At 28.3% G+C, this 16,577-nt stretch carries 10 protein-coding genes and 1 pseudogene; 4 read left to right on the top strand and 7 right to left on the bottom strand.

From position 1 onward, the window contains the following. Positions 1-30: 30 nt before the first annotated feature. Complete coding sequence (locus IPH62_05010; protein MBK7104622.1) at positions 31-1,374, bottom strand: SpoIID/LytB domain-containing protein; 1,344 nt, start codon at positions 1,372-1,374, stop codon at positions 31-33. Between the two features lie 268 nt (positions 1,375-1,642). Between IPH62_05010 and IPH62_05005 the strand changes: the two genes are divergently transcribed. The 3 genes from IPH62_05005 to IPH62_04995 all read left to right on the top strand — a co-directional run bounded on the left by IPH62_05005 (position 1,643) and on the right by IPH62_04995 (position 8,737). Beyond that, positions 1,643-6,241: a lamin tail domain-containing protein gene (locus IPH62_05005; protein ID MBK7104621.1), complete on the top strand. Its 4,599-nt coding sequence runs from the start codon at positions 1,643-1,645 to the stop codon at positions 6,239-6,241. Positions 6,242-6,331: 90 nt separating this feature from the next. Beyond that, positions 6,332-7,153, top strand: a complete 822-nt coding sequence (locus IPH62_05000; protein MBK7104620.1) for a ParA family protein — start codon at positions 6,332-6,334, stop codon at positions 7,151-7,153. A 9-nt stretch (positions 7,154-7,162) separates the two neighbouring features. Then, positions 7,163-8,737 (top strand): GMC family oxidoreductase, encoded by a 1,575-nt coding sequence (locus IPH62_04995; protein ID MBK7104619.1) that lies wholly within the window; start codon positions 7,163-7,165, stop codon positions 8,735-8,737. 34 nt (positions 8,738-8,771) lie between these two features. Here IPH62_04995 and IPH62_04990 read toward each other — a convergent pair. Next, positions 8,772-9,294: pseudogene (locus tag IPH62_04990) on the bottom strand (ORF6N domain-containing protein). A 146-nt stretch (positions 9,295-9,440) separates the two neighbouring features. On the opposite strand from IPH62_04990, the gene IPH62_04985 reads away from it, so the two are divergent. Continuing rightward, the gene (locus tag IPH62_04985; protein ID MBK7104618.1) at positions 9,441-11,825 is read left to right on the top strand and encodes a hypothetical protein; all 2,385 of its coding nucleotides are present in this window, start codon (positions 9,441-9,443) and stop codon (positions 11,823-11,825) included. 115 nt (positions 11,826-11,940) lie between these two features. On the opposite strand, the gene IPH62_04980 is transcribed toward IPH62_04985, so the two are convergent. The 5 genes from IPH62_04980 to IPH62_04960 form a co-directional block, all read right to left on the bottom strand. Then, positions 11,941-13,299 (bottom strand): DUF4139 domain-containing protein, encoded by a 1,359-nt coding sequence (locus IPH62_04980; GenBank protein MBK7104617.1) that lies wholly within the window; start codon positions 13,297-13,299, stop codon positions 11,941-11,943. Between the two features lie 158 nt (positions 13,300-13,457). Then, the gene (locus IPH62_04975; protein MBK7104616.1) at positions 13,458-14,090 is read right to left on the bottom strand and encodes a class I SAM-dependent methyltransferase; all 633 of its coding nucleotides are present in this window, start codon (positions 14,088-14,090) and stop codon (positions 13,458-13,460) included. A 6-nt stretch (positions 14,091-14,096) separates the two neighbouring features. Beyond that, complete coding sequence (locus IPH62_04970) at positions 14,097-15,365, bottom strand: ABC transporter permease (GenBank protein MBK7104615.1); 1,269 nt, start codon at positions 15,363-15,365, stop codon at positions 14,097-14,099. Beyond that, a complete protein-coding gene (locus IPH62_04965; GenBank protein ID MBK7104614.1) occupies positions 15,358-16,284 on the bottom strand; it encodes an ATP-binding cassette domain-containing protein in 927 nt (308 codons plus the stop codon). The genes IPH62_04970 and IPH62_04965 overlap by 8 nt, the downstream gene beginning before the upstream one ends. Positions 16,285-16,356: 72 nt before the next feature. Continuing rightward, on the bottom strand, positions 16,357-16,536 hold the full coding sequence (locus tag IPH62_04960; GenBank protein ID MBK7104613.1) for a hypothetical protein: 180 nt from the start codon (positions 16,534-16,536) through the stop codon (positions 16,357-16,359). Positions 16,537-16,577 lie beyond the last annotated feature (41 nt).

The raw sequence follows: 16,577 nt of genomic DNA, 5'->3' as shown, positions 1-16,577 counted from the left end.
AATCTAATTATCATACAGTAGGAAAGGAAATTAATAAATCTTTTTTATTTGTGCGCCGCGAAAATAATGCAATAATATTTCATCAAAGCGGTAACCTTTTTCACCCATAACTGCGGCACCAATTTGACATAAGCCTACACCATGTCCCCAGCCAGCGCCAATTAGTTTAAAACTTGTTGGTATATTATTTTGAAGTTCACCTTTTTCAACAACAAATGCGGAACTGTATAAATGCGACATAGAAAGAAATTTTCTTATTTCTAATTCTTTTCCAACTATTAAAGTTTTTAAAGTTCCTATAATTTTCAACTTAATTATTCTTCCGGAATTTCCCCTTAAAATTGGAATCAAATCAATTATATCTCCAAAATCAATTGCGCTTTTCGTTTTAATAATATTTGCAATTTCTTCTTGCGTATAATTTACACTCCATCTATAAAAATCTGTTGTTGTTTGATCATAATTATTTAAGACTTGTTCAAGAATTTTTGAATCGTTTGTATTGCAAAATGCAACGGGGGAATTGCTAATCCATTTAACCGCGGAATTTTCATTGGCTAAATTTAAATCATAACCATCATGTTCAAATTTGTAATCAACTAAAGTTTTTAGATATTCGTGCGGAACATTTTCCCAAACATTTTCAAAAGATTCCGTCTTGCCGCCGCATGATTTAGAAAACCTTGCATCGCAAATTTTATTTTCATATTGTAAAATTAATCCATTTGTAGATTTTACGGCTAACTCGGCATTGTGTGCATAATTTTTTGTTATTCCTTGATAACGCTGGCAATGATCATCTGCACATACATCAAATAAAATGTGGTCTTCTCTATCGTACCACTTAATTATTTCGTCATCAGTAATTGTTTCAGAAGTAAAAAACTTTTCTTTTTTAATTAAACTTGAACTTTTATCCATTTGCGCCAAAAGCCAGCTTCGAGAAATTATTGCATGTGCTTTTAATAATTCCAATGAACTTGTTGGACTCATTTCGGAAGAAATTACACTTTGTAAATATTGCTCAACCGGAATAATATTGATGATTGTAAGTTTATCATCATTCAATAAAATTTTTAACTTACCGGCAAACTGTTGATTTTGCTTTTGCTCCCAATGAAAATTTATTCCAATTGTAACATTCTTTAATAAAAACGTATCGGAGTTTTCATCAGTTGGTGTAAAAATTATTTCTTGCAGATTTTTTATTTCACCGTCATTTGATAAAAGACTAATAAAACCATTTTTTATTTCAGCGGTAAATTTTCCGTTAAAAAGGTCAGAAGAAAAATTTGAATGAAATTCTCCGTATAAAACAAATTCTACAGAAATATCTGAAAGTATTGCTACGCTTACGTTTGGTTCTTTTTCCATAATAAAAAACAAATTTGTGAGCTGTAAAATACTATTTATAATAAGACATATCAAATATTATAAAACTTCAAAATTTCAGATTGAGGTAAGGAAAATCAATTATTAAGTGATTTATATTTTTTGCGAAGTGTAAATTCAATAAATGAAAATTATACAATGCAAAATAATTAATATTGAATATCTAAATAAAAATTATTAAAATATGAAATAATAAATGAAAATGTTTAATTAAAATTCAATAAGGTTACTTTTATAAAGTAAGAAAGGTTTGAATAATAAATCAAAAATACTTTTTCTGAATATTTTCCTAATCATTCATTTAACTGCAAGTTTTACGTTTGCACAAAATGTTAAACTTTCCGAAATTATGTTTGCGCCTTCATCTGAGAATTCTGAATTTATTGAAATTAAAAATATTTCCAATACAGATACAATAGATTTATCCGGATTCAAAATTAAATATCACACAACTACGTCAGATGCAATAATATCTCAGAACAATAATTATCAACTTTTACCAAATCAATATGCAATTATATTTGAAGCTGATTATGATTTTCAAAATGGAATTTATAAGGAATTAATTCCAGCAGATGTTTTATTATTTTTGCTTGATGACAACGCTTTCGGAAGTACCGGAATGGCAAATACAAGTGATAGATCAATTTATCTTTTAAATTCTGTTGATGATACACTTGATTCTTACACTTATACTTCTGATAATAATCTTGGTTTTTCTGATGAACGAATTTTAATAGAAAGTAATAATTGGAAAAACTCAATAGTTTTAAATGGAACTCCGGGTTTTAAAAATTCCGCTTCTCCGAAAGAATTTGATTTATCGATAAAAGAAATCACTTTCTCAAATTATAATGTAATTATTGGAAATGAAGTTTCAATAAATATCAAAATTGAAAACCTTGGAACAAAATTAGCGCAACAATTTATTCTAAATTTATTCAAAGATGAAAACAAAGACAGCGTTCATCAGTCTAATGAGCATATTCTTACAAAAACATTAACAAATTTAGATTCATCTAAATCAATAATTCTTGAAGAAATAATATCAAATATTACAAAAGGTGAAAATCATTTTATTGCAGAACTCGTTTTTGCAAATGATGAATTTACTGCGAATAATTATTGCTATAAAAGTGTAAACGGAATAGAAATAAATGAATTTAGAGGCGATATAATTATTAATGAAATTATGTTCGCTCCTTTGAATGCAGAAACAGAATGGATTGAACTTTACAACAAAAGTGAGAAAAATATTTTCATAAATAATTATAAAATTGCAGATCAAAACGACACTCTTACAACAACCAGCTCATTCTTGTTAAAACCTAAAGAATATTTGGTAATTAGTGAGAACAATATTATTAACGAAATTTATCCGGATTTGAAAAATTTATTAATTACTGATTTACCGACTTTAAACAATACAACTGATAAAATAATTTTAATGGATTCACTATTTCGAGTTATTGATTCTGTTGCTTATTCATCAACTTGGGGCGGAAATAACGGAAATTCATTGGAAAGAATTGATGTAAATGATGATTCAAATAATCCAGCAAACTGGAAAAATAGTAATTATCCAACTCCCGGAAAGTTTAACAGCGTTTCGCTCAAAGAATTTGATCTCAAAATTGATTTAGCAGAATTTATTTTTAACAATACTGCGATAGGTGAAAAAGTATTATTATCTGCGAAAGTAAAAAATATTGGAAGGCAAAATTGTAATTTTTCCATTCAATTATTTGGTGACAAAAACTTAGATTTTATTGAAGATGATTTGATTGAAGAAAGTCAAATGTTTTCAATTAATTCTAATGATTCAACAAATATTACTTTTAACCATTCTACAATATTTAATGAATCTAAACAAAACTTTTTTGTAAAACTTAATGTCATAGATGATGATTCGACAAATAATTTTGCATGGATAAAAATTTATCCCGGATATGAAAAATCTGCAATTATTATAAATGAAATCATGTATTCGCCAATAAATGATGAACCGGAATGGATAGAACTTTTTAACAATAGTGAAAATGGAATAAATCTAAATAAGTTTGTTTTAGAAGACGGAAGTTCGGCAATCACGATATATAAAGATGATTTAAAAGTTGAACCGCAAAATTATTTTGTTATTGCGGACGATAGTTCATTTTTTGATTATTATCCCGAAGTAAAAAATGCTGCAATTATAAATTTACCTTCGCTGAATAACTCAACTGATAAAATTATAATTAGAGATTCTTTATTGCGAATGATTGATTCGTTGGAATATTTTTCAGATTGGGGTGGAATTAATGGAAAATCACTTGAAAGAATTAATCCAGAGAAAGTTTCTTTCGACCAATTAAATTGGGATGAAAGTAAATTTCCAACTCCCGGAAGAATTAACAGCATTTCGCAAAAAAATAGAGATTTACAAATTGAATCAATTTCAATTTCTCCGCAAAATTATATTGTAAATGACAGTGTTACGATTTCATGCAAAATTAAAAATATTGGAAAAGAAGAAATTCTTTTTTCAATTCAAATATATCTCATTGAAGAAAATGGAAATAAAATAAATTTTGTTGAAGAATCAGTTCAAAATATTTTAGCAATTTCCGATTCTTTAAATTTTAGCTTTGCTACAAAAATTATAATTAAGGTTTCTTCTCAAAATTATTTAGTTCTACTTAATGTTATTGATGATGATTCGACAAATAATTCGATTAAATTTGCACTAAATCCCGGGTACGCAAAATCCTCAATAATTGTAAACGAAATTATGTTTTCTCCGTTAAATGATGAACCCGAATGGATAGAAATTTATAACAATTCAGATTACAACATTGACTTAAATAATTGGCAAATTGGCGATGTTCTAACTAAACCAATATTCAAAGAAATTTCTTCCGAGAAATTTAATTTTAATTCCAAAACATTTTTAGTAATTGCAAAAGATTCAACAATAAATAATTTTCATAAAATGATTTTATCACCAATTATTATTTCCAAATTTGCAAACTTAAATAATGATGAAGACGGAATTGTAATTAAAGATAATAGAGGAATTACAATTGATTCGGTTTTATACACGAATGAATTTAGTAAAAACGGTTTCTCAATTGAACGTATAGAGAAAAACATCAATTCTACAAGTTTAAATAATTGGAAAAGTTCGATGGATATTGAGGGAAGTACGCCCGGAAGAGTAAATAGTATTTCATCAAAAAATATTGATGTTGCAGTTTCAAGTTTATTTTCGATTCCGAATAAACCAATTACAAATGAAAATATAAAAATTAAAATGTTACTCAAAAATTACGGAGAAATCGATGCGGAAAATGTAAAAGTTAAATTCTTCTTTGGAAAAGTTTCTGCTATAAATTTTCTTGAAGAAATAATTATTGATAAAATTGATTCGCAAGATTCAATTATTGTTGAATCGAAAAACCAAATTGGAATTGAAGACACATTATTTATTTCGGTAAAAGTTGAATTAGCAAACGATGAAGATATAATAAATAATTTTATTGAAAAAATAATTGTTGCTGGATTTAATCAAAACTGTCAATTGATAAATGAAATTATGATAAATCCATCTCAAAACTTTCCGCAATGGATTGAACTTATTAACAATAGTGATTCAACAATTAATTTGAAAAATTGGTTAATCAGAAATGGAAATCAAACTTTAATTATTACTCAAAATGATTTCAAAATTTCACCAAATGAATTTATTATAATTACAGAAAACGCAGATTCAAATAATTTCAATCTTGAAACAAATTTCATAATTTCTAAACTTCCCGATTTAAATAAAAAGAAAGATAAAATTGCAATCTATGATTATAGAAATGCAATGATTGATAGTATGAGTTATAGTTTTACGGAGGAAATAAAAAATAATATTTCACTTGAAAGAATTAGTTTGGAAATGGAATCTTCGGAAAAATCTAATTGGACAAATTGTTTAAATTCATTAGGAAGTACACCGGGAAATATAAATTCAATTCTTACAATACCTAAAAATAATTTCAGTGATTTAATTATTACAGAAATTATGTTTGATCCGAATGAAAATAATTCTGAATATATAGAAATATTTAATACTACCGAAAGCCCAATAGAATTAGGCGGTTGGAAAATTAAAGTTGATGAAAATTTGTTTTCACTTTCCGATTATAGTTTCATTTTAAACGAAAATAATTATTTTGTCATTTCTTCAGATTCATCAATCGTAAAAAATTATTCGTGGCTTCACGAGTTCGAAAATCTAAAAATTAAAAATATTAGTTCATTCGGATTAACAAATACCGGCAAGAAAATTTATTTAATTGATAATAGAAATGTAATTATCGATTCAATTTATTATTCGGAAACTTGGCACAATTCTGCTTTCGAAAATGTTAAAAACATTTCTTTAGAATTAATAAATGTTGAGTTGGACAGAGCAAAATCAATCAATTGGAGCAGCTCGGTAAGCAGTTTTGGCGGAACTCCCGGAAAGCAAAATTCAATTTTTATCAATAAAGAAATATCAAAATCAAAATTAAATATTTCGCCAAATCCATTTTCTCCGGATAATGACGGATATGAAGATTTTACAATTATTAGTTATAATTTAAGTGAACCAATTTCGCAGATTCGTTTAAGAATTTACGATAGCAAAGGAAGGTTAGTTAGAAATCTAGAAAATAATCTTTCAGTTGGTTCATCCGGCGAAATAATTTTTGACGGATTAGACGAAAAGAAAAATCAATTAAAAATTGGAATTTATATTGTTTTATTTGAAGCAGTAAATTCCCGCAATGCGGTTGTTGAGACAATAAAAGATGTAATTGTTGTTGCAAGAAAATTTTGAAAATTTAGTCCATCTCACATAAATATTCAATAAAATTTATTAAGTTTGCCAATTCATTAACTACTTAACAGAATAAAAACCGGAAAAAATATGGGAAAAATTATTGCTTTAGCTATGCCAAAAGGCGGTGTTGCAAAAACTACATCGGCAGTTAACTTATCAATCGCTTTAGCCAACAAACAAAAAAGAACATTACTCATTGATGCGGATCCATCAAACCAATGTGCAATAGCGTTTGGTTTACCAGATGATCCGGAAATTGGAAATTTATTTAATGTTTTAAGTTATGTTCAAAACTGTGATGAAGCAATAAACACAACGGAAAATCCATATTTTGATATTTTACCTTTTAAAAATGTTTCGTATGAAGAAGAATTATTCTTGAGTCAGTTTAATAACGATACAAAATTATTTGAACATCAAGTAAAACCATTTATTGGCGGTTATGATTATGTAATTATTGATTGCCCTCCGACTTTAGTTGGAATGACTACAAATGTTTTAAACATTTCCGATTCGGTTTTAATTCCGGTAAAATCAAGTATGTTTTCAATTGCTCCAATTCCAAGATTGATCAGCAGAATAGAGGCAATTTCTAAAAATGGAAATCCCAATCTTCATATTGAAGGAATTTTTCTAACGATGCACGAGATTAATACAAAAGCTTCATTCGAAGCAAAAAAAGAATTGTATAATCTTTATCCTAATTATATGCTTACAACAGCAATACCTAAAAATATTTCGGCGGAAGTTGCTTCATTCCGAAAAGATCCGGTAATTATTGTTGAGCCAAACGCAAGAGCATCAAAAGCTTATATACAATTAGCTGATGAAATTATTGAGAAAAATCATTCATTAAATAATGATACATTTCAGAGTTTTTCCGATACGGAAAATTTAGATGAACTTTAACTTTAACAAATGAAAACACTTCGGCAGCATTATGATTATGTTATTATCGGAAGTGGTTTTGGCGGTTCCGTTTCTGCTTTACGGTTAAGCGAAAAAGGTTATAAAGTTCTTGTAATTGAAAAAGGGAAAAAATATAAACCGGAGGATTTTCCCAAAACAAATTGGAATGTAAAAAAATGGCTCTGGATTCCTACTTTAAGATTCTTCGGATTTTTTAAAATTACATTTTATCGTCATATCGGAATTCTTTCCGGAGTTGGATTTGGCGGCGGTTCACTCGTTTATGCAAACACACTTCCAATTCCTAAAAAAGAATTTTTCGAATCTGAATCTTGGTCACACTTAAATAATTGGGAAGAAGAATTAAAACCCTTTTATTCAATCGCAAGAAAAATGCTTGGTGTTGAAAAAAATCCCAAACTTGAATTTGGTGATATTGCACTTAAATTCTTAGCAAAACAAAATAATCAAGAAAAAGATTTTGAACCGACCAATGTTGCGGTTTTTTTCGGCGAGCCAAATAAAATTGTTTCTGATCCATATTTTAATGGAGAAGGACCGGATAGATCCGGTTGCAATTTTTGCGGCGGATGTATGGTTGGATGCCGATATGATGCAAAAAATACTTTGGATAAAAACTATTTGTACTTGGCTGAAAAAAATGGAGCTGAATTTTTAGTTGAATCAGAAGTTTATGATGTTAAACAAATTTCAAATAATTTAGAAACTTTATATCAAGTAAGCTGGAAATCTTCTACAAATATTTTTGCAAAAAAAGAAAAAATAAATTGTAACGGAATTATTTTTGCCGGCGGAGTTCTTGGAACAATTCCTTTATTATTAAAATTAAGTGAAACTTCATTACCAAATCTTTCAAAAAAAATTGGCAATAATATTCGGACCAATTCCGAAAGTTTACTTGGTGTAACTTCAATTGATAGAGAAAAAGATTTCTCAAAAGGAATTGCAATTGGCTCAATTTACCACACAGATAAATACAGCCATATTGAAGCCGTGAGATATCCATCCGGTTCCGGGTTTTGGAGAACCCAACTAATGCCAATGCTTGATGGGAGAAATTGGTTTTCTAGATTATTAAAAGTTTTTGTCGAAATTATATTACATCCCATAAAATGGTTTAAAGTATATTTTATAAAAGATTGGGCAAAACAAACACAAATATTATTATTTATGCAAACCTTAAATAGTACTTTAAGTTTTCAGAAAGGTTTTCTAAGAATGAAATCTGCAATGGAAAAGGGAACCGCACCAACTGCCTTTATTCCGGAAGCGCGAAAATTAGTTTCAGATTATTCAAAAATTGTTAATGGTCAGCCGGTTGCATTAATTTCGGAAACACTTTTAGGAATTCCAACTACTGCACACATTTTAGGTGGAGCTGTTATGGGAAAAGATGAAAGAGAAGGTGTAATTGATAAAGACAACAAAGTGTTTGGTTATGAAAATATGTTTGTTTGCGATGGCTCGGCAGTTTCTGCAAATCCCGGTGTAAATCCTTCTTTAACAATAACAGCATTAGCTGAAAGAGCGATGAGCAAAATTCCACACAAAAATAAAATTTGACAAATTAGTAAATTCTTAAAAATAAATTTTCCAACTAATCAATATTGAATCCAATTCTTCTTTTGCTTTTTTCTGGCGGAGTTAATAATTCATTTATTAATTGTATGATTTTAACAATTTGCTCATCGTGTTCGTTTAATTTGTTTTCAATTTCTCTTATTTTTAACTCCACTTTTTTATGTGTGGAAATTAATTCTCTCAACTTAACAAATGCACGAATAATTAAAATATTTACTTCAATTGCGCGTTCACTATTTAAAATTGATGAGAGCATCGCAACTCCTTGTTCAGTAAACGCAAATGGTTTTGCTCCACCAAAATAACTTTTATTGGGTATCACATTTTGTGATACCATTTCCTCAACTTCCGCATTTTTGAGGATAAACATAAAATCCGGTGGAAATCTTTTTAAATTTCTTCTTACAGCTTGTTTTAGTTTTCGAGTTTCAACATTATACAACAATGCCAAATCTCTATCCAAAATATTTTTTTTGATTTCTTATAAATAATATTTTATTTATAACATTTTCTGTGGGAATTATTAACGTAGTATTCATAAGTATCGTATAAAATTAATGTTATAAACTTAAATAGAAATAATTTATATTAAAAAAAATTTTAAATATTTATAAAATCAATAAACTTTTATTTTCATAATTCCGTTACTAATTTTAATTATTGCAAATGATTTATAGGTGAACACGTGCTAAAATTAAATTATTATTTGATTATTTCTTTAATGTACTTATTGTTTTTGGGATGTAATGAAAACAAGGAAAAAATCGATGATATAATTCAACCAATAAAACTTACTTCCGGTAAACTAGATTCTGTTATAATTAGCGATTTGTTTTATTCAAAAATGTATGATATAAAATTTTCTGAAAATAAAAATGTTTCCGTTAATCAAGTAAAAGATAAAATATTCTTATCTGCCGATTCTGCATTTGAGGGTTTAACATTTCTTGAATTTAAATTAGATAAAATTGATTATCATATTCCGGTAATTTCTAAAAAGGAAAAATTTTATGAATTTACCTTTAAGCCCGATAAACAATATCAGAAACTTACTTTGTTCGGTAGTTTCAATGGCTGGAATAGAACAAATTTGCCAATGTACGATGAAAATGGTGACGGAATATTTTCTACAAAAGTTGCATTGGAACCGGGAATTTATCAATATAAATTTTTTGGCGATGGAATTGAAATCGAAGATCCGGAAAATCCCGAAAAAGTTTCAAATGGAATGGGAAGTTTTAATTCAATCCGCACAATTGAAGATATAAATTCTGCAAAATTTTATTTACACATTGATGAATATTATTCTAAAAATCCGCAATCGACTTTTTCATTTTATTTAGAAGATGAAATAGACAACGAATTAAATATTAAAAATATTTTTGCTTTGTTAGATAATTCTAAAATTCCGAAAAATAAAATTAATGTAGATGGCAAGCATATTAGCATTAACTTCAATTATGATGAACTGCAGAATCAAACTTTAAGAATTGCAGTTTCAGCAAATGGAAAGGTTTCCAATTTCCAAACTGTTCAACTATCTAATGGAAAGCCGATTGATAATTCAACTTTTACATGGAATGACGGTATTATATATTCGCTGATGATTGATAGATTTAAAGATGGAAATGAGCAAAATAATTCTCCAATAAAACATGATTCACTTTCTCCCAAAGCAAATTATATGGGCGGAGATTTAAAAGGTATAATCTCAAAACTAAATGATGGTTATTTTACTTCACTTGGAATAAATACAATTTGGATTTCTCCCGTTTATGATAATCCAAATGAAGCATACAAAGAATATCCTTCACCGCACAGATATTATTCCGGATACCATGGATATTGGCCGATCAACTCCTATCTGGTTGATGAACATTTAGGAACTTTGGAAGATGTAAAAGAAATTGTAAAAATTGCACATCAAAAAGGAATAAAAATTCTCTTAGATTTTGTATCACATCATGTTCATATTCAACATCCATATTATGAAAAAAATAAAAATTGGTTTGGTCAACTTGAATTGCCGGACGGAAGATTAAATATAAGATTTTGGGATGAATTTAGATTAACAACTTGGTTTGAGCCGTATTTGCCTTCTTTTGATTTTTTATCTTCTGAAAAGGCTTTAGAAGAAATGACGAATGTTGCAGTATGGTGGTTGAATGAAACCGGTGCTGATGGTTACCGTCATGATGCTGTGAAACATGTTCCCAATGAATTTTGGAGAAAACTAAATGAGAAAATTCGAAAAGAGATTTCACCAAAAAGAAATTTATCGGTTTATCAAATTGGTGAAACTTTCGGAAGTTACGAACTAATTAGTTCGTATGTAAACAACGGACAATTAAACTCGCAATTTAATTTTAATTTGTATGATGTTGCACTTCCCACATTTATTAGAGAAAATGCTTCATTTGCAACTTTAGATAAGGAAATGCAAAAAACATTTTCCGTTTATGGAATAAATCATTTAATGGGAAATATTATGGATAGCCATGATAAAAATCGTTTTATGGCTTTTGCAGATGGAGATTTAGATGCAAGTCAATGGACCGCAATTGAAGAAGGCTGGAATAATCCGCCAGAAGTTGATAATGCAGAAAGTTATAAAAAATTAATTCTATATATGGCATATATGAATTCTATCCCAGGGCTTCCGGTTATTTATTATGGAAGTGAATTTGGAATGACCGGTGCTTCGGATCCGGATAATAGAAGAATGATGAGATTTGGAAACCAATTAAATGCTGCTGAAAAAAATACTTTATCTGAAGTTTCTAAAATTATTAATTTACGAAAAGCACACCCGACATTGCGTTATGGAGATTTTTATACTTTGCAAGCCGATGAAAATATTTATGCGTTTATCCGATCTGATTTTAATGAAAGAATTTTAGTTGTAATTAATAAAAGTGATGTTATTCAAAATATGAGTTTAAAAATTCCGGAAATGTATAATTGCATTTCAGCTTTCAATTTAAGTTCAAAAGATAATATTAAATTTTTTGAGAATAATTTGAATTTTACAATTGATAAGCAAAGTTGGGCATTTTATAAGTTGGATTGATTTGAATTTTAATCCCAAATCATTGATATAGAAATATAGCACTCAGATCAAACGGATTAAACAGATTTTCACTGATCTTCTTTTAATCTAAGTGCTATTTTCCTAAAGAACAAATTTAATTTGTATATCTCACTTTATAAGTTAAAGTTGTTTCTGCATTGGCTTTAACCGAAACTTTAAATGTAATTGTTTGAGCATTTTTCTTTTTATATTCAATTGAACTGTTTAGAATTTCCCAATTTAATCCCAAATATCTTTCTACTTCAATTTCAACATTTTCTTTTTTTCTATTTTTTAATTTTACTTCAAAAGTTTGCTCATAAACTCTATCAGTAATTTGTTTATGATCGGTTTGAGTTTCTTCGGCAACAATATCAAATGCATCGCCGATTTTTAATTTTATAGTTTCATTTTTTGGTGTATGATCAATTTGATCTTCGCCAATAAATTCAATTGATTCACCATCCGACTTATTAACTCTAACTTTTCCTTTCGGCATTGGAACGCCAAGTTTTTGATCTTCCTTATTCTGAAATTCAATTATAACATTTACTTTTCCGTTAGAATTATAACCATGTGAATTATAAAAATATTTCTTTTTTGCATCTACATTTTTAGCTTCGAAAAGTGAAATTTGCTTAGTTTCATTTTGTGCCAAAGTTGTTGGTCGCTGTAAATTATAGATGTGATATTCAAAAAATTCCTTTTCTACAAATTGAGCTTCGTCAGCCATCATTACTGAACTTGTTAATTCTCTTCCTTTGTACATTGGTCTTTGATCTTGAACTCTGTTAACATCACCAGCCACTAATTTCAATTTTGCATTTTTATATGTTGAACCCGAATTATTTTCAATGCTTACCCAGGCATTCAAATCAAGTTTTGTATCATCTTCATTTAAAACCGCAACATATTCTGCATGCCAATTCATTCCGCGAGTTTGATAAGAAATTTCAACATCTTGATTACCGGATTTATTTGAATTCAACTGCCAAACCAAAGTTGGTTTAGTAATTAAACCTTCGGGCAATGAACCAACATTGAATCTGTACTTTTCAGTGCTTGGCAGCATTATTAATCCGCCTTCCTTATTTTCAAGAACAATTTGATTTCCTAGAGCAGATAATAATTTTCCTTCCACCAATTCATTATTTTCATTTATTAGTTGAATATTTTTATCAATATATTTTTTTAAGATTTTGTTTAAATCAACTAAATCATATTGGTAATTTTGTTCTAAAACTTCTCCATCAAATTTGATGTGAACCGTTGTCGGATCAATAAATTGTGCAACATCAGTAATGGAAATTTCTGATTTTCCGGAGTTTAGTTTAATATTTCTTGTATCCTTAATTACACCTAAATTACTATTGTAAACCGTTACAGCAATTTCTTTTTGATTTGATTCTTGCGCAGAAGTTTGCATTACCATTCCCAAAATTAATGATATTATTATTAGTGATGTGATTTTCATAAAATCTCCATGTTGAAAATTATTTTCTAATTTAACTTAACTAAAAATCAAAATGTTCCAAATCATAAAATTTTACTTCTTTTATTTCACATTTAATTTTTTTCATTTATAAAAAGTAAATATTATGGATAGAATTTTTATTGAAATTTTGTTGGGATTTATTTTGTTAAATATTGAAATACTAATTCATGAAATGATTTTCCGGATTTTAACTTTGTAATATTTTCAGCACATAAATGAAAATTATTTTCTAAAATAAATTCTTTGAATTTTTGAATTGGAATAAAAGCAAATATATCTTGTAATTTTTCAAGACTTTTAAACTTACTTGGTGTAACTTCTGGAATTGAGTCACTCAGAAGTTGCAAAACTATTGCTAAATATCCGTTTGGGTTAATAAGTTTTTTAAGGTTGGAAATTGCATTTTGAAAATCTAAATATTCAAAAATTAGTCCAGCAAAAACCAAATCAACCGATTCAAATTTACATTCTGCAGAACAAATATCTGCACAAATAAATTCGCTACTTTTAAATGAATTTTCGAATCTTTCTTTGGCGATTTTTAAGTAATTAAAATTAATATCAACGCAGACTATTCTTTCTATCTTTTTTGTATCAATTTTTTCTAAACCATTTCCTCCGGAACAACCAACAATTGCTACAGAATTTGGCTGGAATTTTTTTAACGCATTTTCAAAAACAGTTGAAAGATATTGTGCTTGTGCAATATCTGAAAGTGACATATGATTTTCATAATCATATAAATCAATTTCCAGCCAAGGATTTTTCATTAAAAATTAATATTTATACTTTAGCCATTTAACAACTTCGCCCCAAGTTGGTTTTTTACCGGTGCGCAATATTCCTACTCTAAATATTTTTCCGGCAAAAGGAAATATTGCAATAATTGTAGCAATACTTACAATTATTGAGACAGCAAATTGCCAAATTGGAACATCAACAATTGTCATTCTAGCCGGCATTACAATAATTGAAGCAAATGGAAACATTGAAGCCCCGACCGCTATTGGACTTGCTGGATTTTTAACCAACGACATTGAAATGAAAAAAGGAATCATTATTAACATCATCACCGGCCACATTCCCGATTGTGCATCTTGTGAATTTTCAAATATCGATCCAATCATTGCGAACAATCCTAAGAATGTTACTAATCCTAAAAAGTAATTAAATAGTAAATACAAAATTTGACCGACAGAAATGCTGAAGCTAAAATCTTGTGGAAGTGTAAAAATTGTTGTAAAGGTTACAAGAATTAACGGAATTAACCAAACTGCCATTTGGAAAACTCCGGTTATTGAAGAACCTAAAATTTTTCCGGTCATTAATTCTTTACTGCCAACAGAAGAAAGTAAAACTTCAGCAACTCTGCTGCTTTTTTCTTCCATCACAGATTGCATTGTCATTTGTCCCATCATTAAAAGACTTATGTAAAGTAAAAATGTGAAAAGATAAGAAAGTACCAAATTTCCGTAACCTTCTTCTGCAATTTCTTGGTCTTCAGAAACTTTAAATCCCGAAAAATCAACTCTTGAGCGGGCAAAATCTAAATCAGTTTCAGATAAATTTTTATGCTGAAAATAATTATTTACCAAAACTTTATTAATATATCCGCCTAACTTTTCTGTTATTGTTGTATTGTTTGGAGTTTTAGAATAATACTCAACATTTTTTGTGCTTTTTGAGGAATCAGAAATAAAAATTATAGCCGATAATTTTTCATCAAGTAAATCTGATTTCTTTTCTTCCAAATATTTTCTCAATTCGTTTTTGGATTTCGTAGAATATTCAAAGTCATAATAATTATTTTTTATGAAAGGTAATTCTTCAAAATCAGATTTGAAATTTTGTGTCAGTTCTTGAGATTCGGTAATTAACTCTAATTTTGTATTTTCATCTCCATCATAAGAAAATAGAAGAGCCTGCATTCCCATAATTAAAATCATAAATGCTGGTATAGCCAACGTCATTATAATAAATGTTTTGGAAAGTAATTTTTCTTTTAGTTCTCTTTTTAGTAAACCGATAATTCTGTAGTTAAACATTTTTTACCTCCAAAACATCATCTTCTTTTCCGGCTAATTCAATAAAAATTTCTTGAAGTGAAATTTCATTTGCGTTAAAATTTTTTACAATAATATTTTTTTCAACAAGCAATTTTAATATTTGCTGAATTTGCGAAGTGTCTTTCACCCTTATTCCAATTGTGTTTCCGTAATCAGAAATTTTATCGATTATTGGATGATTATGCAAAAATGAAATGTCGCCTTCGTAAGTTAAGCTAACATTTTTCTGTGCATATTTTTGTTTTATACTTTTCAATGAGCCGTTTAGAATAATATTTCCGTGATCAATCATTGCAATATGATCACACATTTTTTCCGCAAAATCCATTAAGTGAGTTGAAAGAATTATTACTTTATTTTTTTTCTTTTCTTCAAGAATAATTTCTTTTAGTAGATTTGTGTTAATCGGATCCAAACCAGAAAATGGTTCATCCAAAATTATAAATTCCGGATCATGCAAAATTGTAGAAATGAATTGAACTTTTTGTTGATTACCTTTTGACAAATCTTCAACCTTTGCTTCTTTTCTATCAAGCAATTCAAATCTATCCAAATAATTTAATGCTTTTTTCGTAACATCTTTTCCCAACTTACCTTTAATTTCTGCAAAGAATAAAAGTGTATCTAAAACTTTCATTTTTTTGTAAAGTCCGCGTTCTTCGGGGAGATAACCGACTTTGTTTTTAAATTCTTGTCCTACTTTTGTTCCGCGCAAAATTACTTCGCCGGAATCCGGCAAGTAAATATTCATCATCATTCTGATTGTTGTTGTTTTTCCAGCTCCGTTTCTTCCAATTAAACCAAAGATCGAACCTTCGGGAACTTCAAAGGAAGCGTTATTGACGGCTGTAATTCCATCAAAAGTTTTGGTAAGATTTTTTACTTCGAGTGCGTTCATATTTTTTTCATTTTATTTATAATTTTTTTTTTAACGTTTTTAGATTTTTAAAGTTTCAGAATTAAATAAATTTTATCCCATCCAAAATCCTTTGCGATGTGAAACTCCTAAAACTTTTTTACAAAATTGGCAAAAGTAAATAAATCTTACTCCTAAAGTTGATTCTACTCTTCTCGCAAAAACACTTTTTAATTCATTATTGCAATAAGGACAAATTGGATTTTCGCTTTCGGTTTCAATCACATTTATCATAGCTAAATTCCTAAATAAGAATTTACATGTGCTTAAAATAT

It is taken from the genome of Ignavibacteriota bacterium, from assembly GCA_016708125.1.
Lineage (GTDB): Bacteria > Bacteroidota > Ignavibacteria > Ignavibacteriales > Melioribacteraceae.
Note: the sequence above shows the minus strand (reverse complement) of the source record. Positions and strands in the feature narration are given on the sequence as shown.